The organism is Austwickia sp. (assembly GCA_016699675.1).
In the GTDB taxonomy this organism is placed as follows: Bacteria; Actinomycetota; Actinomycetes; order Actinomycetales; family Dermatophilaceae; genus Austwickia.
The window spans coordinates 1102620-1122492 of the sequence record CP064985.1; the positions used below are offsets into that span (position 1 = coordinate 1102620).

19 protein-coding genes and 1 pseudogene are annotated in these 19873 nt (G+C 72.9%); 6 read left to right on the top strand and 14 right to left on the bottom strand.

Annotated elements, in window-relative coordinates:
• Positions 1–127 precede the first annotated feature (127 nt).
• Positions 128–787: an LON peptidase substrate-binding domain-containing protein gene (locus IPK37_05130; GenBank protein ID QQS01794.1), complete on the top strand. Its 660-nt coding sequence runs from the start codon at positions 128–130 to the stop codon at positions 785–787.
• A 99-nt stretch (positions 788–886) separates the two neighbouring features.
• Here the strand turns inward: IPK37_05130 and IPK37_05135 are convergent, their stop codons facing one another.
• The 7 genes from IPK37_05135 to IPK37_05165 all read right to left on the bottom strand — a co-directional run bounded on the left by IPK37_05135 (position 887) and on the right by IPK37_05165 (position 9109).
• Positions 887–2059, bottom strand: a complete 1173-nt coding sequence (locus IPK37_05135; GenBank protein QQS01795.1) for a CoA transferase — start codon at positions 2057–2059, stop codon at positions 887–889.
• Positions 2060–2145: 86 nt separating this feature from the next.
• Positions 2146–2850: a PaaI family thioesterase gene (locus tag IPK37_05140; GenBank protein ID QQS01796.1), complete on the bottom strand. Its 705-nt coding sequence runs from the start codon at positions 2848–2850 to the stop codon at positions 2146–2148.
• Positions 2847–3893 (bottom strand): glucose-6-phosphate dehydrogenase (coenzyme-F420), encoded by a 1047-nt coding sequence (gene fgd, locus IPK37_05145; GenBank protein ID QQS01797.1) that lies wholly within the window; start codon positions 3891–3893, stop codon positions 2847–2849. The genes IPK37_05140 and fgd overlap by 4 nt, the downstream gene beginning before the upstream one ends.
• Before the next feature lie 61 nt (positions 3894–3954).
• On the bottom strand, positions 3955–5151 hold the full coding sequence (locus IPK37_05150; protein ID QQS01798.1) for a thiolase family protein: 1197 nt from the start codon (positions 5149–5151) through the stop codon (positions 3955–3957).
• 110 nt (positions 5152–5261) lie between these two features.
• On the bottom strand, positions 5262–6329 hold the full coding sequence (locus IPK37_05155; protein QQS01799.1) for a hypothetical protein: 1068 nt from the start codon (positions 6327–6329) through the stop codon (positions 5262–5264).
• 307 nt (positions 6330–6636) lie between these two features.
• Positions 6637–7506, bottom strand: coding sequence for a prephenate dehydratase (locus IPK37_05160; protein ID QQS01800.1), 870 nt, complete (start codon positions 7504–7506; stop codon positions 6637–6639).
• Between the two features lie 7 nt (positions 7507–7513).
• Complete coding sequence (locus IPK37_05165; protein QQS01801.1) at positions 7514–9109, bottom strand: LCP family protein; 1596 nt, start codon at positions 9107–9109, stop codon at positions 7514–7516.
• A 265-nt stretch (positions 9110–9374) separates the two neighbouring features.
• On the opposite strand from IPK37_05165, the gene IPK37_05170 reads away from it, so the two are divergent.
• Positions 9375–9701: a hypothetical protein gene (locus IPK37_05170; protein QQS01802.1), complete on the top strand. Its 327-nt coding sequence runs from the start codon at positions 9375–9377 to the stop codon at positions 9699–9701.
• A 104-nt stretch (positions 9702–9805) separates the two neighbouring features.
• Here IPK37_05170 and IPK37_05175 read toward each other — a convergent pair whose 3' ends face one another.
• A complete protein-coding gene (locus tag IPK37_05175) occupies positions 9806–10432 on the bottom strand; it encodes a threonylcarbamoyl-AMP synthase (protein ID QQS01803.1) in 627 nt (208 codons plus the stop codon).
• Between the two features lie 255 nt (positions 10433–10687).
• Here IPK37_05175 and IPK37_05180 point away from each other — a divergent pair, with 255 nt between their 5' ends.
• Complete coding sequence (locus tag IPK37_05180) at positions 10688–11614, top strand: helix-turn-helix domain-containing protein (GenBank protein QQS01804.1); 927 nt, start codon at positions 10688–10690, stop codon at positions 11612–11614.
• A gap of 512 nt (positions 11615–12126) precedes the next feature.
• Entirely contained in the window at positions 12127–12624 is a 498-nt protein-coding gene (locus IPK37_05185) for a hypothetical protein (protein QQS01805.1), read from the top strand.
• A gap of 5 nt (positions 12625–12629) precedes the next feature.
• Here IPK37_05185 and IPK37_05190 read toward each other — a convergent pair whose 3' ends face one another.
• From IPK37_05190 to IPK37_05210, 5 genes and pseudogenes are all read right to left on the bottom strand, one after another.
• The gene (locus tag IPK37_05190; GenBank protein QQS01806.1) at positions 12630–12857 is read right to left on the bottom strand and encodes a heavy-metal-associated domain-containing protein; all 228 of its coding nucleotides are present in this window, start codon (positions 12855–12857) and stop codon (positions 12630–12632) included.
• A 36-nt stretch (positions 12858–12893) separates the two neighbouring features.
• Positions 12894–13781 carry an aminodeoxychorismate lyase gene (locus tag IPK37_05195; GenBank protein QQS02683.1) on the bottom strand — a complete coding sequence of 296 codons (888 nt, stop codon included), beginning with the start codon at positions 13779–13781 and terminating at the stop codon, positions 12894–12896.
• 50 nt (positions 13782–13831) lie between these two features.
• Positions 13832–14581, bottom strand: a pseudogene (locus IPK37_05200) (alpha/beta fold hydrolase).
• Positions 14538–16010 carry an acyl-CoA desaturase gene (locus IPK37_05205; protein ID QQS01807.1) on the bottom strand — a complete coding sequence of 491 codons (1473 nt, stop codon included), beginning with the start codon at positions 16008–16010 and terminating at the stop codon, positions 14538–14540. The pseudogene IPK37_05200 and the gene IPK37_05205 overlap by 44 nt, the downstream one beginning before the upstream one ends.
• A 16-nt stretch (positions 16011–16026) precedes the next feature.
• Positions 16027–17130: a ferredoxin reductase gene (locus tag IPK37_05210; GenBank protein ID QQS01808.1), complete on the bottom strand. Its 1104-nt coding sequence runs from the start codon at positions 17128–17130 to the stop codon at positions 16027–16029.
• Between the two features lie 162 nt (positions 17131–17292).
• Here IPK37_05210 and IPK37_05215 point away from each other — a divergent pair, with 162 nt between their 5' ends.
• Positions 17293–18453 (top strand): helix-turn-helix domain-containing protein, encoded by a 1161-nt coding sequence (locus IPK37_05215; protein QQS02684.1) that lies wholly within the window; start codon positions 17293–17295, stop codon positions 18451–18453.
• Between the two features lie 134 nt (positions 18454–18587).
• Entirely contained in the window at positions 18588–19241 is a 654-nt protein-coding gene (locus IPK37_05220; protein ID QQS01809.1) for a pentapeptide repeat-containing protein, read from the top strand.
• On the opposite strand, the gene IPK37_05225 is transcribed toward IPK37_05220, so the two are convergent.
• Positions 19238–19837: a hypothetical protein gene (locus IPK37_05225; protein QQS01810.1), complete on the bottom strand. Its 600-nt coding sequence runs from the start codon at positions 19835–19837 to the stop codon at positions 19238–19240. The genes IPK37_05220 and IPK37_05225 overlap by 4 nt on opposite strands.
• Positions 19838–19873: the final 36 nt, after the last annotated feature.

Consider the following 19873-nt stretch of genomic DNA (forward strand, 5'->3'; position numbering starts at 1 on the left):
GTTCCGAACCGGGCCAATCGGGCGGGGGCCGGGCGCGGTTCGGCCGGGGTTCGCGCGGGGGCCGCTCGGAAGCACCCACCCGGCGGGGCGGGAGCGGGCAGGCCTCGGCGCGGCCTACAGTGTGGCCATGCCCACCCTGCCGCTCTTCCCGCTGGGCGCGGTGCTCGCGCCCAGCGAGCGGCTGCCGCTGCGGGTGTTCGAGCGACGGTACGTCGTGCTCCTGCGAGACCTGCTCCGGGTGCGCCGCGAAGCGGGCCTGGCGGAGTTCGGCGTCATCGGCATCCGCGCCGGTCACGAGGTCGGCGACGGCAACGCGGTCGCCCTGCACGACGTCGGGTCGGCGGCCCGGTTGGTCGAGGTGAGCGAGCGGAACGACGGCTCGTACGACGTGGTCGCCGAGGGTACCCGGCGCTTCCGGCTGGACGCGCTGGTCGAGGGGCGCCGCACGCCGTACCTTGCCGCCTATGTCACCTGGCTACCCGAGCGGATCCGCGACACCGAGCTGGTGATGGCCCTGACCAAGCGGCTCCGTGCCGCGGTCACGGCGTACCGCGCGGAGCTGCGCCTGGCCGACGTGATGCTGCCCGACGACCCGGTCGAGCTGTCCCACCAGGCGATGCGGCACGTCATGATGGAGCGCGCCGACCGGCAGCGGCTGCTGGAGGCCAAGGACGTCGACACCCGGCTGCGGATGGCGCTCGCCCTGACCCGGCGCGAGGCGACCCTGCAGCGGGAGCTCAGCGCCTACCCCGGCGGCTACACCCCCGCCCAGCCCGTCGCCAACTGAGGCGCCCGCGAAGCGAGGCCCGCCCCGGCCGCCGTCCCGCCGCACTGCCGGCGACCACCCGCGTTGGCGGCCGCGAGCGGAGGCCACCCGCGTCGGCAGCTACTTCTGTACGACCACGCCCGCGGCCAGCAGCGCGTCGATCTTCTCGGGCGGGAAGCCCCACGCGCCGAGCGACTCGATGGTGTCCTGACCGCTCTGGCGCGGCGGGCTCGGGTCGAGTTCCGGAGTGGCGGAGAACCGCGGCGCGACCCGCGGCTGCGGGATCCCGCCGACGGTCGCGAACACCCCGCGGGCCGCCAGGTGCGGATCGTTCGCCGCCTCCCGCAGCGTGCGCACGGGCGCCACGCAGGCCTGCGTCCCCGCGAAGGTCGCCGCCCACTCGTCCCGGCGCCGCGCCGCGAACGCCTCCCCGATCAGCCGCTCCAGCTCCGGCCAGGACCGGCGGTCGTCCTGGCCCGCGGGCAGCCGCTGGCCGCCGACCTCGCGGCCGGCCAGCCCCAGCCCCTCGATCAGCTCGGCGAAGAACGCGGGCTCCAACGCCCCCACAGCGACGAATTCGCCGTCGGCACACCGGTAGGTCCGGTAGTAGGGGCACCCGCCATCGAGCAGGTTGGCGGCCCGCGCGTCCGTCCACTGGCCCTGCCCGAGCAGCGTGTAGACCATCGTCATCAGGCTCGCGGCGCCGTCGACCATCGCGGCGTCGATGACCTGGCCCGCGCCGGTGCGCTCCCGGGCGTGCAGCGCCGACAGGATGCCCACCAGCAAGAACATCGACCCGCCGCCGAAATCGGCGACGAGGTTGATCGGGGGCAGGGGCGCGTCGGCCGGGCCGACCGCATGCAGCGCGCCCGTGAGGGCGGCGTACGTGATGTCGTGGCCCACCTCGTGCGCGCGGGGGCCGCGCTGGCCCCACCCGGTCATGCGCCCGTAGATCAGGCGCGGGTTGCGTGCCAGGCACGCCTCGGGGCCCAGACCCAGGCGTTCCATCACGCCCGGCCGCAGCCCCTCGACGAGGACGTCCGCCTGGTCGACCAGCGCCAACACCACCTCGGCGCCGTCCGGGTGCTTGAGGTCCACCGCCGCGCACGGCCGGGACCGGTTCAACCCGCCGGTCACCCCGGCGAGCGGGCCGGTGCCCCCCGGCCGGTCGATGCGCAGGACGTCGGCGCCCAGCTCCGCCAGGATCAGGCAGGCGTACGGCGCCGGGCCGATCCCCGCCATCTCGACCACGCGCAGACCCGCGAGCGGACCACCCGGTTTGTCCTTCGTCATGCGCCCAGACTGCCCTGCGCGCCGAGCGGTCGGCGAGCGGAAGGGCGCATGATCGCCCACCGGTCACGCCGAGAGGATCCCCGAGCTCACGCGTGCCAGGGCCGCAGCTCCACGAAGAGCCCCTCGGACTCGGCCACCGCCTGCTGCGGGGCGTCGCTGCGGCACAGTTCGCCCGACACCCAACGCTTGCGGCCCTCCACCCGGTCGATCCGCGCCCGGGCCACCAAGGGCACGTTCAGGGGGGCGATGGCGCGGTAGTCGACGTGCAGGTACGCCGTGCGCGATGCCGGCCGCCCGGCGTTGGCGCACAGGCCGAGCATCTCGTCGAACAGCAGCGCGACCGCCCCGCCATGGGCGGCCTCGCCGGCGCCGGCGTACGACGTCCCGAACGACACCCGCGCCCGCACGCGACCGTGCACCGGATCGATCCGCAGGTCGTCCATGGCCGGCGGCAGCGAGGACCCGCGGGCGGTGAGGTCGAACCGGTTGGCCCAGACCCGCTCGCCGGGCTGCGCACGCAGCTGCCCCACGTAGGCCGTCACCTCGTCGAGCCGCTCCGAGAGGTAGGCGCAGGCGGCCTCGTCCAGGCGGGCGTCCGCGATCGCGTCGCGGGTGCTGCGCAGGGCCTCGACCAGCCGGGCATAGGACTGGCCGCCGACGGCGCTGCCGCGGGTCGCCCATTCGGGCACCGGCGTGGCCGTCTCGGCGCGGACCCGCTGCTCGTAGGTCATCAGCTCCGCGAAGGTCATCCCCGCCCAGCCGTCCGCGGGGTCGGCGGCGGGCCCGCTCACGGCGTCGCCCCGAGCCCACGCAGGCCCGGCATGACGTCGGCCGCGAAGGTCCGCAGGAAGCGCTCCTGGTCGGGGCCGGGGCCGTGCACGACCAGGTGGGTGAACCCCATGTCGACGTACTCCCGGGCCGCCGCCACCACCTGCTCCGGTTCGCTTGCCACGATCCAGCGCTTCGCCACCTGCTCGATCGGCAGCTCGTCGGCCGCCGCCTCCATGGCGGCGGCGTCGCCGAGGGAGTGCTTGGTCTCCGCGGGGAGCGAGAGCGGCGCCCAGAACCGGCAGTTCTCCAGGGCCCGCGCGGGGTCGGGATCGTAGGACAGCTTGAGTTCGAGCATCCGTTCGTACGCCGGGGCCGGCGCGACCGCCTCACCGCGGTCGGCGAGACCGTTCGCGACGGCGGGCAGCAGCTCGTCGGCGTATAGCTCGCGGCCCTTGCCGGAGGTGGCGATGAAGCCGTCGCCGACCCGGCCGGCGAACGCGGCGATCTTCGGGCCGCCGCCGGCCACCCAGATCGGCACGGGGGCGTCGGGCAGGTCATAGAGCCGCAGCCCCCGCACCGGCCAGTACGGCGGGGCGCCGGACGGATCCGGCTCCGCCGTGACGCGTTCGCCGGCCCAGAGCCGGCGCATCAGGTCGACGGCCTGCGCGAGGCGACCCATCCGCTCGCCGAACTTCGGCCACCCGCCCGCCACCGCGCCCATGACCTCTTCATTGAGTGCCTCCCCCGTGCCGACGCCGAGCACGACCCGGCCCGGGGCCAGGCCGGCGAGCGTGGCGACCTCCTGGGCGATGACGCCGGGGTGGTAGCGGAACGTGGGGGTCAGCACGCTCGTCCCGAGCACGACGCGCTCGGTGCGGGCCGCAATGAACGACGACAGCGGGAGCGCCGCGGGCGCATGCCCGCCGCGCTCCCGCCAAGGTTGCACGTGATCGGAGACGAAGACCGAGTCCAGTCCGACCTGCTCGGCCAGCACCGCATAGCGGGCCAGCTCGGCGGGGCCGAACTGTTCGGCAGAGGCCTTGTAGCCGATGCGCAGCGTCACGAGGTGCAGTCTCGCACCCGCGCGACGCCGCGCAGCCGACTACGGCCGGCCCGACCGAGGATCAGCCGTCGTACCGCTTGAAGAGGGCCGCGAGGGCCTGACCGCCACCGATGCACATGGAGACGACGCCGGTCTCCAGGTCGCGGCGAACCATGTCCTTCATGATGCGGACGGTCAGCGCGGCCGCAGTGCAGCCCACGGGGTGGCCGAGGGCGATGGCGCCGCCGTACGGGTTGGTCTTCTCGTTGTCCAGCCCCGCGTCGCGCATGACGGCGACGGCCTGGGCGGCGAACGCCTCGTTGAGCTCGACGACGTCGATGCTCGCGGGCGAGGTGCCGGTCTGCTCGAAGAGCTTCTTCAGGGCGTACGTCGGGGCGTAGCCCATCAGGCTCGGCTCGTTCGCGGCGGTGACGACGGCCTCGATGCTGACCAGCGGCTTGAGGCCCCGCTCCTTGGCGACCGACTCGCGGGTCAGGACCACGGCCGCGCCGCCGTCGTTGACGCCGGAGGCGTTGCCCGCGGTGACCGTGCCGTCCTTCTTGAAGGCGGGGCGGAGCTTGCCCAGGGTCTCCATCGTGGTGTTGGGCTTGGGGTGCTCGTCCTCGCTCGCCGTGAACGGCTTGCGGCCGCCGACCTCGACCGGGACGATCTCCTCGGCGAAGGCCGCCTTGGCCTTCTCGCTGGCGGCACGCTGCTGGCTCTGCAGCGCGAACTCGTCCTGCTCCTGGCGGCTCACGCCGTACTTCTCGGCGACGTTCTCCGCGGTGATGCCCATGTGGGCGCCGGTGAACGGGTCAGTGAGCATCATGACGGTGCCGTCCATGAGCTTGCCGTCGCCGAGCTTGTAACCGCGGCGCGCGGTGAAGTCGTAGTAGGGCATCCGGGTCATCGACTCGTTGCCGCCACCGATGGCGAAGTCGATGCCGCCCCAACGCAGCTCCTGCGCCGCGCACCAGATGGCCTGCAGGCCGGAGCCGCAGAGTCGGTTGACGGTGAAAGCGGGGGTGTTCTCGGGGAGTCCGGCCTTGAGGGCAACGCGGCGGGCGTTGTAGGCGTCCGGGCCGACCTGCCCGATGCAGCCCATGACGACCTCGCCGATGTCTTCGTTGTTGACACCGGAGCGCTTGATGGCCTCGACGACGGCGTGCGCGCCGAGTTCGTAGCCGTCGACATCCTTGAAGATTCCGCCGAAGGTGCCGATCGGCGTCCGGGCGCCGTCGAGAATAACGATCTTGTCAGTGTTCGCCTGCGCAGTCATGGCCGTGACTGTAGCGGTCGTTCAGGTTCTCGTCTCCCCCAAGTTCGCCGCGAACTTCGGCCAGACGAAAGGCCGCAGGCGGGGACGGCAACGCGGGCTGCCGCACCGTCTCAGAACCGCGGCACGGCCGCATCGCCCGTTCCGCTGGCCGGAACGCGCACGCCCGTCCGCCGACGCACGTGGCGCCCGCCACCCCTCGGGTCCGGGGCGATTCCCGTCAGCCAGGACGACCGGGGCAGCAGCGCGACCAGAGCGGCCGTCGCCACCGCGCCGCCCAGCGCGGCCGCCATCGCGAGCCCGGGGGTGCCGCCGTGCCCGAGGGCCGCGGCGATGGCCGGGCCGATGCCGAGCGCGATCAGCGCGACGAGCAGGAGGCGGTCGGCGGCGGCGAGCCGACCCACCGCGGCGCGCGCCACCCGCCGTGAGCCGGCCAGATGCTCTGCCAGCACGACGAGGCCGGCCACCATCGCCCCCGACGCCAGGGGGCCGAGGACGGCGGGGCCGCCCGATCCCGAGCGGACGTCGACCGGACCCGCGAACGACAGGGTCGCCACCCCGCCCCCGAGCGCCAGCACGGCGCCGATCAGGGTGCCGCGCGCCGGGCTCGCGAGGCGAGGCCGCAGGAGCCGCAGGAGTCTGCCCAGGGCGACCCAGCTGAGCAGCGTGCCGCCCAGGCCCATCGCGGCCGGCAGCCCCACGAGCAGCGGTCCGCCGTACGTCAGCGCGAGCGCCGTCGGCAGGAGCCACCCGAGGTCGACGTCCAGCCAGGCAACGGCGCAGCGCGCGAGGGCGAGCGCCACGATCAGACCCCCCACCAGCCACAGGCCCCAGAGGGGCGGCGTCAGCGCGAGGCCGCCCCACGCCAGGGACCGAGCCCGCTCCCGCGCCACGGTCCCCGCGGAGGCCGATTCCCAGGCCAGCACGGGCAGGCCGAGCATCGCCAGCCACCCGACGTACGGTCGCAGCAGCGCCCGCCAGAGCTCGCCCATCGCCTGCCTCAGCGGCAGACCGGCGGTCCAGCGGTAGCCCGCGAGCAGGGCGAAGGCCGGCGCTCCCCAGCCGGTGAGCGCCGCCACCGTCCGCGCCGTGTCGTCGCCGCCGTCGGCCCAGGCCAGCGAGCCGGCCACGGCGAGCACGGCGAGCGCGCCGACGAGCGTGGCCCCGGCGCGTTCGACCACGGCCTCCGACAACCTGCCATCCCGATTCACGTGCGGCACCGATCCGACCATCTGTTCTGCCCCGCCGAGGGCCGGCCGGGGCGCGGGCCCTCCCCGCGACGCCCGCCAGGGGCGGCGGTTCGGGGCCGCGCGGCGGGTATGGTCGGCCCGCCGCATACGCCGGGTGAGCAGGGCCTCCGAGCGTTCTGCGGGCGCCGAATCCGGCGCGAGGGGCTGACGTTCGTGCTCGGTGGCCACCGGCTCATCGTAAGTAGGGAACCGCCGCTGGCCAACGGCCGCGCCGCAAATTGTTACGGATTCCTGTTTGTCAATCGTCCAGGACGTTCGCCCGACGGCGGAACGCGTGCGCGGGATACACCCCGAGCATCCGGAATTCGGTCGTGAAGAAGCCCAGCTCCTCCAGGGCCAGCGCCAGGGATCGGTCCTCTGGGTGCCCCTCGACCTCGGCCATGAACATCGTGGCGGCGAATTGGTCGCCGACCATATAGCTCTCCAGCTTGGTCATGTTCACGCCATTGGTGGCGAACCCCCCGAGGGCTTTGTAGAGCGCGGCCGGGATGTTGCGGACGCGGAAGACGAAGCTCGTCATGGCGGGGCCCCGCAGCTCGGCCCGCGAGGGGAAGCGTCCCTCGCGGGCCAGGACGATGAACCGCGTGGTGTTGGTGGGGTCGTCTTCCACGTCGGCGGCCAGGATCTCCAGGCCGTAGAGCTCCGCCGCGCCGCGCGGCGCGATCGAGAGCCGGGTCGGGTCGCCCCAGTCGCGGACCTCGCGGGCCGAGCCCGCCGTGTCGCCGGCGATGACGGGACGCAGGCCGTGCCGACTGATCAGCCGGCGACATTGCCCCAGCGCGTGGATGTGGCTGTGCACGGTGCGCGCGCCCTCGATGGTGGCGCCCGGCACGCCGAGGAGGTCGAAGCGGATCCGCAGGAAATGCTCGCCCACGATGTGCAGGCCGGCCGACGGCAGCAGGTTGTGAATGTCGGCGACGCGGCCGGCGAGCGAGTTGTCGATGGGGATCATCGCCAGCTCCGCGGCACCCCCGGTGACCTCGGCAAACGCGTCCTCGAAGCTGGCGGAGGGGACGGCCTCCCAACCCGGGTACATCTCCCGGCAGGCGAGGTGGCCGTTGCAGCCGGGCTCTCCCTGATAAGCGATCCGTTGGCGGGCATCGGTCATGCTGGCCTCACTTCACGCACGGGATGGAGCCTCCTGTCAGCGCGGTCAAGGTGGTAAACGAGGTGTCCTCGTTGGGCCCGCCGGTTCCCACGGTCGTCGGCGACAGCGGGGTCGCCGACGTGGACGGGGTCACGGGGGTCGACGGGCCCCCCGGGGATGCCGCCGCGCCCGGCGACTGCGACGCCGTTCCGAAGCCCGCCGGCACCTGATAGCCCGTGCCGAGGGTCACCCGCAGGGAACCCGAGGAGACCTCGGACGACTCGACCGTGGTGACGTTGCCACCGAGCAGCGTAGCGAGCTGCGCGGCCGCCTCGGTCTGGCCGGCGGGGTATTCGACCATCGTCCCCGCCTCCGGGGCCACCGCCGTGGCCGGATCGCCACCGCGGCCGTAGCCGGCACCGACCAGTCCCGTGAGCACCCGCCCGGCGAGGCCCTGCACGCCGGAGGCGTTGACGACGGTAACGGTCGGCTTGGCGCCGCTCGTTGTGGTCGTCGGCTGCGGCGTGGACGCGGACTGGCCGGGGTCGAGCAGCTTCTTCACGGTCGCCTGGATGCGGGGGACGTCGACCTTGTTGGCATAGCCCCCGTATTGATCGGTGAAGTACCCCTCGATGGGGAGGGTGTAGAACGTCACCTTGCCGTCGGAGAGCTGCTTGGCCTGCCCAGCGAATTCGAGGATGTTGAGGTCCTTGTCGACGGCGACGTTCTTGGTCGCGACATCGACCAGCCCGTTCAACCGCGCCGGATTGGCGAAGGTCCCGCGCTGCTTGAGCTGGTACATCAGCGACGCGATGAAGGCCTGTTGCCGCCGCTCCCGATCCAGATCACTGAAGGACTCGTCGCCGAGTTGATCGCGCCGCTGTCGCACGAAGCGAATCGCCTGTTGCGCGTCGATCTCCTGCTTGCCGGCCTTGAAGTCCGCACCCGAGAAGCTGTCCTTGGTGTCGTTCTTCAGGCACACCGTGATCGGCTGCACTTGTTGGGCAATCTGGTAGAACGCCACCATTGTCACCTCGATCCAGTGATCGAACCGGATCCCGTTGCCGAGGAACTTCTCGACGGTGAGCATTTGGGCCGCGCGCCCCGCGTCCCGAGCCTGCCGGTGCTTTTCCTGCTCGCTCATGGCAGGGTCGCCGGCCAGCGTGGCCTTCTTCGCCTCGAAGGCGTGGTCGTACGCCTCCTTGATCTTGCCGTCGCAGCGCCGCCCGGCCGCCGGGGCGTCGTAGCAATCCGCGTACTCGACGAAGTCGTCCCGAGGAATCTGCATGACCGTCGCCTGGCGGCCGTCGGCGGGGATGTGCAGGATCATCATGACGTTCGAGTTCATGCCGCCGATGGAGCTGTCGCCGGTGTGCATGGCGTCGTACATCTCCTGCGGCAACGGATTGCCCTGCAGGTCGAGCCGGCTGTCCAGGCCCATGATGAGGATGTTGGTGTCGGACGCGAGCCCCCGCTCCGTGGGCTGGTCGGGGTGGATCTTGCCCAGGATGTCGGAGCGCTGCAGGTTGCTGTCGAGGCTGTGGTACTCGAAGACCGCATAGCCCAGCACCGCCACCGCCAGCAGGAACGCCGTGGCCCCCAGCCAGGTGAGCACCCGGCGCACCGGGCGTGATCCCCGGCGACGGGTCGGCTGGCCAGAACCTCCGGGTTGCGTCGTCACTGTCTCTCCTGTTTGGCGGCCCGTTGCCGGGCTCCCTCCCGTACGCCTGCGCGCCGGAGGTCGTTAACCTCACGATAACCGCGGAACGAGCGGGGCCCGGACAGGACGACATTCGGCGCCGCAGCGGCCGAGTCGAGGCCCTCGGTCGTCCGTCGAGGAATGTCCCGATTCGGCTCAGCTCCGTTCCCGGGCAGCCGATTCCCGTGGCATGCGCATCGAATTCCAGGCCACCGACGGATCGCGGGTGCGCGTGCTCAAACTCTCGATCCACGACCCGCGGCGCAACAACCCGCGCTACTTCGTGATCGAGGAGGGACTGCTTGGCGAGACCACGACGCCGGAGCAGCCCGGGTTCGACCGGACGCACACCACCAAGGAGGCCGTGGCGGTCGCCTTGGCCAAGGCTGTGGCCCGCGACAGCGCGACGTCGGCCCTGCTGGTGGCGCACCGGGACACCGCCGAGGAGGGCGAGGTCGTCGACCGCACGGTCTTCGCCCCGAACGCCTGGCCCGTCCTGACGGTCGTCGACAACTGAAGTCCCCCAAGCCCCCCGCCCGCCCCCGATGTCCACTCTCGGGTCCGGGTGGGAGTCCACGTCACGAGGGCCCCGCCACCCGGCGGGGCCCTCGTCGCGCGCGGCTACTCCTCCTCGAAGGGTGCCGCGTCGCCCGCGCCGTACCGCAGCACCTCGGCCACCCCGCTGGACAGGTCGATGACCGTGGTCGGCTCGATCCCGCACTCGCCGGTGTCGATGACGACGTCGACCGCGTGATCGAGGGCCTCCTTGACCTCCCAGCCGTCGGTCATGGGCGCGTCCTGGCCCGGCAGGATCAGGGTGGTCGTGAGCATCGCCTCGCCGAGCTCCGTGAGCAGCGCCTGAACGAGCGAGTCGGCGCTGATCCGCACCCCCACCGTGTGTTTCTTCGGATGCATCAGGCGGCGGGGCACCTCCGGGGTGGCCGGCAGCACGAACGTGTACGGCCCCGGCGTGGCCGCCTTCACGGCCCGGAACACGGCATTGCTCACGTGCACGAACTGCCCCAGCTGGGCGAAGTCCGCGCACATCAGCGCGAAGTGGTGCTGGTTGCCCAGCCGCCGGATCGCCACGATCCGGTCCCGCCCCTCGGCGTTGTCGAGCCGGCTTCCCAGGGCGTAGCCGGAGTCCGTCGGATACGCGACGAGGCCCCCCTCCCGCAGCACGTCGACCGCCTGCCGGATGAGGCGCTCCTGGGGATTGCGGGGATGCACGTCGAGATAGCGCGCCATCTGGCCAGCCTACGCACGACGTACGTCGTTGCACGTTCGCAGACCGGCCCGTACGTCGAGGCGGGGGCCAACACGCGCCACGCCACCCGGCGCGGTTGCCGGCCGCTCAGCGACGGTCCCCTCCGCTGGCCGCAACCTCGGCCGGCGGCCGGATCTCGCAAGGTGGTCGAACGTCCGAGTAATGCCGCGCAAGCGTCGTCACCAGGGCGGCACGCTGTGTCACGATGTCGTGACAACTAGGTCAGGGGGTGAGCGATGGGAGAGGTGCGTAGTCAGCAGTTCGCCGACGCCCTCCGCGACGCCATCGCCGCTCGCGGCCTGAGCCTGGACCGCGTCCGGGCCCACCTGGTCACCTACGGCCACGACGTGTCGGTGGCCACCTTGTCGTACTGGCAGACCGGCCGCAGCGTGCCCGTGCGGCGGGCCTCGCTGCAGGCGCTGGGAGCGCTGGAGACCATCCTGCAGGTCCCGCGCGGGACGCTGGCCTCGAAACTGCCGTCTCAGCAGGGGAGGCGAACGCTCCCCCAGGTGAGCCACCCGGTGGGTCCGCATCTGGCCCCCACCGGTGTCAACCGCATCACGGCGGCCTTCGGGATCGGCTTCCACGAGGGCTACGAGGCCATCTCCCAAGAACAGACCGTCCACGTCAACGCCTCGCGGGAGTGCTCCGGCATCTCCGTGGACACCGTCGTGATGGCCACGCGCGATGGTCTGGACCGACTGCTCGTGGGCTACCGCACCGACATCCCTGGCGTGCTCATCGAGGTGAGCGCGGTGGAGGGATGCCGAATCGGTCGGACGGCGACCGTCCTCACCGAGACCCTCACCGTCACCGAGGTGATGCTTGATCAGCCGCTGCGCTCCGGCGAGGCCTACCGCTATCAGACGCTCGCTCGCCACGACACCCCCGGCGTGGTGATCCGCGACTGGGACCGCACCCACCTGGAGCCCATCCGCACCACCACGTTGACGCTGTCGTTCTGCCCCGCGGACCCGCCGCAGTGCTGGGTCTACGTGGGGCCCACGACGGACGACCCGGCCTACGAGCCCGTGCGCGTCACCGGTGACGAGTTCACGGCTACGGTGCACGACTTCGGCCCCGGCCTCTTCGCGATGCGATGGGCCTGGCCGGAGGAGCCGGAGTCGTTCATCCAACCGATGCGTCGGCCGGCGGAGGACTGAGGCGTGCGCGCGCTCCCGGGCACGGGTGTCGAACCCACGGTGCCCTTGGCTGCCCACGACGAGCCGGCCGGCCACGCCTCGCCCTCGGGGCCCTCGGGGCCCTCGGGCAGCCCCGACGCCTTCGCCGAGGCGCTCCGCGCGGCGTTGGCGGCACGCGGCCTGGCCCTGGACCGGGTCCGGGCGCACCTGGTCGCGGCGGGCCACGAGATGTCGGTCGCAACCCTCAGCTATTGGCAGACCGGGCGCAGCGCACCCGTGCGACGGGCCTCCATCGACGCCATCGGCACGCTCGAGGTCATCCTTCGCGCCGAGCGCGGCAGCCTCGCGCGCGCGTTGCTGGAATCCCAGGCGGCCCGCCGTGCGCTCGTCGACCCACCCGAGGTGCGCGTCCCGGACCACACCGGCTGGCTCTCGCAGAGCAGCGGCGCGGAGGCCGCCGACGCGATCGTGGCCGAGATGGGGCTGACCTGGGACGGCGACGTCGACCGCGTGGTCCAGCACGACCTCCTGTCATGGGCGCCGACCGGCGTCCCGTGCGGCATACGACCCGCGACGTCGTGGTCTCGCGGGGTCCGGGGGTGGACCGGGTGGTCATGGCCCGCATCGGCGGCGAGGCGGGTCGCCTCGCCGTGGTCACCGGGCGCCTCGGGTGTCGCCTCGGGCGGTCCCGGGTGCTGCCCGCGCACCTCGTCACGGTCGCCGAGCTGCTGCTGGAACGCCCGGTGCCCGAGGGCTCGGCGCACGTCATGGAGCACGAGGTGCGGCTCATCGGCGGCGAGGCGGCGATGGACTGGTTCTCCCGGGCCTATCTCTCCGACACCAGGGAAGGCCTCATCCGCATCGAGTTCCGCCCGGACGACCTGCCCGAGACCGTGGAGCTCTACATGGGCCCGTTCACCGCCGAGCCGCGCTACGAGCGCACCGCCCTGCGCGGTTCGACGCTCGTGGTCGCGCGGCAGGACTTCCCGCCCAGCCAGATCTCCGTGCGCTGGAGCTGGCCGGGCCGGTAGCGCCCTTAACCCATCGTCACCACGGTGTAGCCCGCCTCGTCGACCGCGGCCGCCACCGCTTCGCTGGCGAGGGGGGCGTCCGAGGTCAGGGTGGCCGTCGAGGTCCCGTCGGGCACCAGGCTGACTGCCACGTCGGTCACCCCCGGCAGGGCGGTGAGCTCCTCGGTGACGTGCTTGACGCAGTTAGCGCAGGTCATGCCGTTGATCTTCACGGTGGTCAGGGCCACAGTCATTCCTTCCTCAGGGGTTGGGCGCCGGATGAGAAGCCATCAGAACCCGGCGAATCGAGCGATCCTGTCAGTTAACTCCGCCGACACCGCGCAGGGCCGTCCGTTGAGCACGCGGATCGGTGCCGCGCCCCGGCCGCTGCTCACCAGCCACAGCCCGTCGGCGGTCTCCAGCTCGGCCACCGGGATGAGTTCGTAGTCGGCGCTCATCCCGGCTTCCCGCGCCGCGTCGACGATCGTCGCCACCGTGACCGAGCCGAGCAGCCCGGTCGCGCCGGTGGGGGTGGTGCGCAGCCGGTCGCCGGTCACCACGATCAGCCCGGATGTGGGCCCGTCCAGGCAGTACCCGTCCGTCGTGGTGAACAGCACGTCGTCGGCGCCCCGGCGGGCCGCCTCGCGTTGGGCGGCCACGTTCACGACGTACGAGAGCGTCTTCACCCCACCCAGCAGCCAGGGGGCGGCGGCGTACGCGTCGCTGGGATGACCCTTGCTGAGCGTGACGACCGAGATGCCCCGCCGGGCGGCGAACGGATCGGGCGCCGAGTCAGCATCGGGGGCCGCGTCGGGGTCGGGCGCGGCCCCGTGGTGCACGATCGTCGCGTACGCCGTGGGCCGGCCCGGACTCCATTCCCGGCCCCGGGTGAGGACGAGCTTGAGCACGGCCTCACCCGGGGTGTGCCAGGCCCGCAGCATCTCCTCCAGGAGCCGCAGCCATTCGGCGTGGGTGGGAGCGTCGATGTCCAGGGCGGCCGCCGAGGCCGCCAGCCGGTCGAGGTGGTCGACGAGGTGATCCGCGCGGGCCTCGCCGCGGGCGTCGGTGACGACGCGCGTCGAGTCGAAACAGCCGTCGCCGCGGGTCGCGCCCCAGTCGTCGGCGGTGAGGATGGGCTGGTCCGGCGCCACGAGCCCCACCCCGAGGAGGCCGACCACCGGGGGTACGGCGTGGTCGCGTGCACCGCTGGCGGGCGCGGGGGCGGCGGTCACGAGAGGTCCCAGGGCTCGAGCGCGTCCAGACTCGGCACCCCGGCGAAGACGAGTTCGGCGAGGGGCGCCGCCGCCACGCGGGGCAGGTCGCCCGATACGCCCGGCAGCTCGCGGATCACGGCCTGGGGCAGCGTCGCGGCGAGCGAGCGGGCGGCCACCAGCCCGGCCCGATCGCCGGCCCCCACCACCAGCGTCACGGGGGCGCGCACTGCTTCCAGCGGCATCGCCTGCGCATCCTCCGCCAACCCGTGCAACGCGGCCATCAGGCGGTCCTTGTCCACGTTGCGGGCGGCGAGCGCCCGGCGGGGCATGAGCCGCACGGCCGTGCGCTGGGCCGCCAACTGCCGGCGCGTGGGGTGCAACGGGGTCGACACGGCAATCACCGCGTCGACCCGGTCCGGCACCTCCGCGGCGCACCGCAGGGCGATGGAGGCCCCCACTCCCACGCCCACGAGCGTCCCGGTCTCGGCGCCGTTCTCGTCGAGCGCCGTCAGCAGGCTCGCGGCGGCGTCGGCGGGGCGAAACGGCACCGCGGCACCGCCCGGCCTCGTCCCACGCAGCCAGGGGCAGGCGGCGCCGACGCCCGGAGGCAGCGCGATGACCACGTCCTCCCATTGCAGCGGCGTCTGGCCCAGGTCGTGGACGAAGACGAAGAACGGAGGCTTCGGCATAGCCGTGACGCTATACCCACCGTTGCCGTGCTCAGGCGGCGACCACGGGGGTGCGCTTGACCACCCCGACGACCGCGGCCTTGCCCCGCTCGCCGCCGGCCCGCGCCGCCTCGCCGGTGGCCTGGGCCACCTCGCCCGCCTTGCTCGCGACCGCGGAGGCGGTGGCGCGCGCGGCCCAGCGAGCGCCCTTGGCCAGGGTGCGCACCGGCTGGCGTCGCAGGTCGGTCCAGGCGCCGTTGGGCAGGGCGTAGACGAACACCTTGTGCCACACGCTGGCGAGCTGCTCGGGCATCGGGCCCGTCTCGTAGTGCAGGCCGTATTCGTCGCACAGGGCCCGCACCCGCGGCGCGACCTCGATGTATTTGTTGCTCGGCACGTCCGGGAACATGTGGTGCTCGATCTGGTGGCTCAGGTTCCCGCTCATGAGGTGGATGAGCTTGCCGCCCGAGATGTTGGCCGAGCCGAGGATCTGGCGGAGGTACCACTCCCCGCGGGTCTCGTCCTCGATCGATTCCTTGCTGAAGGTCGCCACCCCGGAGGGGAAGTGACCGCAGATGATGACGGCGTTGCTCCACATGTTGCGGGCCAGGTTCGCCACGAGGTTGGCCGTGAAGGTGGAGACGAAGTTCGGCCCGGACAGCGCGGGGTGGAGCAGGTAGTCCCGGAACACGTGCCGCCCGAACTTCTTGGCCGTGGCCTTGACGTTCGCGTGGAACTCGGCCTTCTCCTCGGGGGTGACGTCGGGGCGCGTGTTGCGGTCGAGGTCGAGGTCGTACATCGCGATGCCCTCTTGGAAGATCACCGCGTTGAGGAAGTTCGAGATCGGCTGCAGCAGGTAGCTGGGGTGCCAGGGCTGGTCGGGGTCGACCCGGATCAGTCCGTAGCCCAGGTCGTTGTCCATGCCGATGACGTTCGTGTACGTGTGGTGCAGCTGGTTGTGGGTGTATTTCCAGCCCTTGGCCGTGGCCACGTTGTCCCACTCCCACGTCGTGGAGTGGATCTTGGGGTCGCGCATCCAGTCCCACTGACCGTGCAGCACGTTGTGGCCGATCTCCATGTTCTCCAGGATCTTGGCCACCGACAGGGCCGCCGTGCCGGCGATCCAGGCCAGCGGTGCCCCCGAGAACAGCAGCACGACGCGCGCGCCCAGTTCGAGGCGCCGCTGCACGGTGATGATGTTCCGGATGTACGCCGCGTCGTCCGCGCCCCGCGACGCGAGCAGCTCCTCGCGCATCGCATCGAAGGTGCGACCCAGCTCGTCGATCTGCGCCGGGGTCAGGTGCCCGGCGGGGTCGACGCCCCCGGAGGGCTTGGGACGCCAGTGCCGCTCCATCGTGGCCGCGTTCACTCGGGTGCTCACGTCATGGTGACTGGCCGCGCGCGGCCCGTCGGCCGGGACGCCCTCGCCGGACACCGAGGGGACGGGGCGCAGGGCCGCCGCGGCTGGAGCCACGAGGGCCGCCGGCAGGGTCGGGGCGGTCGGTTGGGGGGCGGTGAGAGTCATCGAGATGTCCTTCGCGTCACAGGTCGACGGTGCAGGGGCCTGCGGCCGCGTTGATGCAGGTCTGAACCACGATTTGGCCGTCCACGGGAGCGCTGGTGACATCGCCCGTGCGCAGGTCACGGACGCTGCCGGAGGTCAGGGAGGCGCAGCAGCCGAAGCAGATGCCCATCCGGCACCCGGAGGGCATGAGCACACCCATCTCCTCGCCGGCGTCGAGCAGCGGCGTCGTACCGTCCGTCTCGACGGCCACGGCGCTGCGCGAGAAGGAGACGACACCGCCCTCCCCGACGGCGGCCCGGGCCGCCTGGTAGCGCTCGACGTGCAGCGCGTCGGGGCAGCCGGCCTGGTCCCACAGCTCGGCGGCCGCATCGAGCAGGGCGCCGGGGCCACACACCCAGGCCTGCCGCTCGCGCCAGTCGGGCACGAGGTCATCCAGGGCCGCCGAATCGGTCAGGTCGATCCGGCCCCGCTCGCGCGTGTGCCAGGGCTTGAAGGTGATCGTGCCAGCGGCGCCCAGCAGCGCGATCTCGGCGCCGAATAGCAGCGAGTCGGCATCGGGCCCGCAGTGCACGTGCACCACGTCCGCGCCGCGGGTGGCGCTGTTGCGCAGCATTCCCAGGATCGGGGTGATGCCGCTGCCCGCCGTGAGGAAGAGGATCTTCGCGGGCAGCTGGGCCGTCAGGACGAACTCGCCGGCCGCCTGCTCGAGCTGGATCAGGTCGCCGGGGGCGATGTCGTCGATGAGGTAGGCGGAGATCCGGCCACCGCGCTTCACCGAGATCGAGATCAGCCCGTCGCGGGCGTCGGCGCGATGGGTCAGGGAGTAGGACCGCCAGTGCCGGACGCCATTCACGTCCACGCCCACGCGCACGTACTGGCCGGGGACGTGCCCCTGCCAGCCGCGTCCCGGCCGGATGATCAACGTCGCCATGTCGGGGGTCTCCAGGCGGCGGGCGACGATCCGGCCGCGGAGCTGGCTGCCCAGCCGCAGCGGATCGATGAGGTCGAGATAGTCCGTCGGCAACAGCGGCGTGGTCGCCCAGGAGGCGACCTTCAGCGCCGCGTCCCGAAGCCGCAGGCCTCGACGCGGCCGCGCCGGGGCAGGGGGTGACGATGTCATGGTGGCCACAAGACCAGTATTCGCTTCCGCGGGGATAAATCCCTGACCGAATCGCGTGAATCGGACGGGAACTTCTATCCTGCGGGAGTGAAGATCGACCCGGACGACCGCGACCGTCCCGAGCCGTCGACGTGGCGGCTGGACGAGGCGACCTATGAGCGGATGAGGTCCGTTCTGTCCGATGTCGCCGACGAGGCCGTGGCGACCATCATCGAGCAGGTCCCGAGCTATCGCGGGCCGTTCACCGGCCAACGGGGCCAGCGGATCCGAGAGGCCGTCCAGCTGGCGCTCGACGTCTTCCTCAACATCGGGCTGCGCGAGACTCGCGAGGAGGTCGTGACGGCGGCGATGGCACGGGCCACGGCGGAGGCGTACGACCTCGGCCGGGGCGAGGCCCGCTCGGGGCGGTCGATGGAGGCGCTGCACTCGGCGTACCGGCTCGGCGCCCGCGTCGCCTGGCGCGGGCTCTCCCGCGAGGCGGTGGCCAGCGGCATGCCGGCGGCGGCGGTCCGGCAGTTCGCGGACCACGTGTTCGCGTTCATCGATGAGCTGTCCGGCGCGAGCGTGTCCGGGCACGCCGACGAGCTGGCCACGAGCGGGCGGGCGCACGAGCGGCTTCAGGAGCGCATCGTCCGCGCCGTCGCGGGCGGGGCCGACCGCGAGGAGCTGCTTCGCCGCGCCGACCGGGCGGGTTGGGAGCCGCCGGCGACGCTGACGGCGGTGCTGCTGCCGGCCCGGCGGGCGGCGGGCGTCGTCACCGGGCTGCATCCGCACACGCTGCAGGCCACCGGCGACGTTCCCGGGCTCGACGACGACCTCACCCTGCTCCTGGTCCCGGACGTGACGCCGGCCACCCGCGCCGCGCTGCACCGCCGACTGCAGGACCGGGGGGCCGTGATCGGACCGACCCGCCCCTGGCCGCAGGCCCATGCCTCCGTGGCGCGGGCCCTCCGCGGGCTGCGCCTCGTGCAGGACACCGACACCGTCGACACCGACGAACGGCTCGTGGACCTGGTGCTGCTGGCCGACGACGAGGCGTACGGCGACCTCCGCGCCCGGGTCCTCGCCCCGCTGGACGGCCTGCGGCCCGCAGCCCGGGCCCGGCTGGCGGAGACCCTGCGCTCCTGGCTGCTCCACCACGGCAAGCGCGAACAGGTTGCGGAGGAGCTGTTCGTGCACGCCCAGACGGTGCGTTATCGCATGGGCCAGCTGCGGGAGCTGTTCGGGGACGCGCTGGACGACCCGAACGCGGTGCTCGAGCTGACGATCGCACTGGCCGCGGAGCCGAGCACGGGGCCGGGCGCGGGGCAGGAGTCGGCATGAGACCGGCCAGCGGGGGTGCCGTCGGGGGTGCCCCCGGGGACGGCGCGGCTCGCGCAGGTCGCGCAGGGGGTGTGGGTGGGGGTCGCGCGGGTCGGGGTCGCCGCGCTTCGCGGTCGGTCCCGCCGGCCGGGCCGGTGCAGCTCCCCGAGCCGACGGAGGGCCCGCGTACGCCGTACGACGGCAGGCTCGCCGCCGGCGAGACGTACGACGCCGTCGAGCTCCGCGGGATCGATCAGCCGGGGGCGGTCGCCCCGGACGCGGTCCTGCTGGAGTGCCTGGTGTCCGGCGGCCACTGGGACGACGCGGTGCTGACCGGGGCACGGCTGGCCGACTGCCTCTTCCAGAACGTCGCCGCGACGGCCCTCATGGTCGCGCATGCGCAGTTCCGCGACGTCCTGCTGCGGTCGTGCCGGTGGGGGGTGCTCGATGCGCGATCCGCCTCGTGGACCCGGGTGGGCGTGGTGGACGGGCGCTGGGACTACGTGAACCTGCGCGGTGCCGAGCTGGAGGAGGTGCGGTTCGAGGGGGTGCACCTCGGGGACCTGGACCTGGGGGGTGCGACGGTACGGCGTCTGACGCTGGTCGACGTGACCGTGGAGCGGCTGGATCTCCACGAGGCGCGCCTGTCCGACGTCGATCTCACCGGCGCGACCCTCAGGAGGCTCGACGGGCTGACTGGCCTGGCCGGAGCGACGATCTCGCCGGAGCAGTGCCTCGACCTGGCGGGGAGCTTCGCCGCGCAGCTCGGCGTACGGGTGCTGGGGTCGGCGCAGGAGGCGGAGGGTTAGGCGCGGGGGGCCGGGGACTTCGTGGGGCTGCCCGGGTGGCCCATGCGGCCCATCGCGCCGGGGCCGCGGCCGAGCACGCCGGCGTCGTACGCCTTCAGCACGGCCGCTCGCTCCGCCGCGGTGAGCCGGCCCGCGGCGACCGCCGCGTCGAGACGGCGAGTGAGCGCGTCCCGCGATCCCGCCTGGTGGGCGGCCAGGAAGGCCTGGAAGGCCTCGCGGACCTGGGTTTCGCTCTTGCCGAGCTTGGCGGCGACGGCCTTGATCATCGCGGCCTGGGCGGCCGCCGCTCCGGCGGGCTTCGGGCGCTGGGCCCGCACCTCGGCACGGGCGCTGTCCAGGGCCGACCGCATGGTGGCCTCGTCGACGCCCAACGCCGTGGCGAGCTGGGTCAGCGATCCGTCCTGGTGGTGGCCATGGGCGGGAGCATTGCCGGGCTGGCGGGGAGCCGGGGCGTCGCTGGTCGGGGTCATGGTCGCGGCGACGGGGGCGGCGGGCAACGTCGAGGTCCCGTTCGAGACGGCGGCACCGGTCACGCCGATCGCGGCCGCCACGAGTACGCCACCGATTCCGGCGGCCAACCGCGCTGTCCTCGACACGTGCACCTCCTGATCCGTCGCCTGTGCGATAACAGG

Excerpts from the sequence above, each read along its gene's own strand:
- IPK37_05130 (QQS01794.1), top strand. The coding sequence starts at position 128 with ATGCCCACCCTGCCGCTCTTCCCGCTGGGCGCGGTGCTCGCGCCCAGC.
- IPK37_05135 (QQS01795.1), bottom strand. The coding sequence starts at position 2,059 with ATGACGAAGGACAAACCGGGTGGTCCGCTCGCGGGTCTGCGCGTGGTC.
- IPK37_05150 (QQS01798.1), bottom strand. The coding sequence starts at position 5,151 with ATGACTGCGCAGGCGAACACTGACAAGATCGTTATTCTCGACGGCGCC.
- IPK37_05160 (QQS01800.1), bottom strand. The coding sequence starts at position 7,506 with ATGACCGATGCCCGCCAACGGATCGCTTATCAGGGAGAGCCCGGCTGC.
- IPK37_05170 (QQS01802.1), top strand. The coding sequence starts at position 9,375 with ATGCGCATCGAATTCCAGGCCACCGACGGATCGCGGGTGCGCGTGCTC.
- IPK37_05175 (QQS01803.1), bottom strand. The coding sequence starts at position 10,432 with ATGGCGCGCTATCTCGACGTGCATCCCCGCAATCCCCAGGAGCGCCTC.
- IPK37_05180 (QQS01804.1), top strand. The coding sequence starts at position 10,688 with ATGGGAGAGGTGCGTAGTCAGCAGTTCGCCGACGCCCTCCGCGACGCC.
- IPK37_05185 (QQS01805.1), top strand. The coding sequence starts at position 12,127 with ATGGGCGCCGACCGGCGTCCCGTGCGGCATACGACCCGCGACGTCGTG.
- IPK37_05190 (QQS01806.1), bottom strand. The coding sequence starts at position 12,857 with ATGACTGTGGCCCTGACCACCGTGAAGATCAACGGCATGACCTGCGCT.
- IPK37_05205 (QQS01807.1), bottom strand. The coding sequence starts at position 16,010 with ATGACTCTCACCGCCCCCCAACCGACCGCCCCGACCCTGCCGGCGGCC.
- IPK37_05210 (QQS01808.1), bottom strand. The coding sequence starts at position 17,130 with ATGACATCGTCACCCCCTGCCCCGGCGCGGCCGCGTCGAGGCCTGCGG.
- IPK37_05215 (QQS02684.1), top strand. The coding sequence starts at position 17,293 with ATGAGGTCCGTTCTGTCCGATGTCGCCGACGAGGCCGTGGCGACCATC.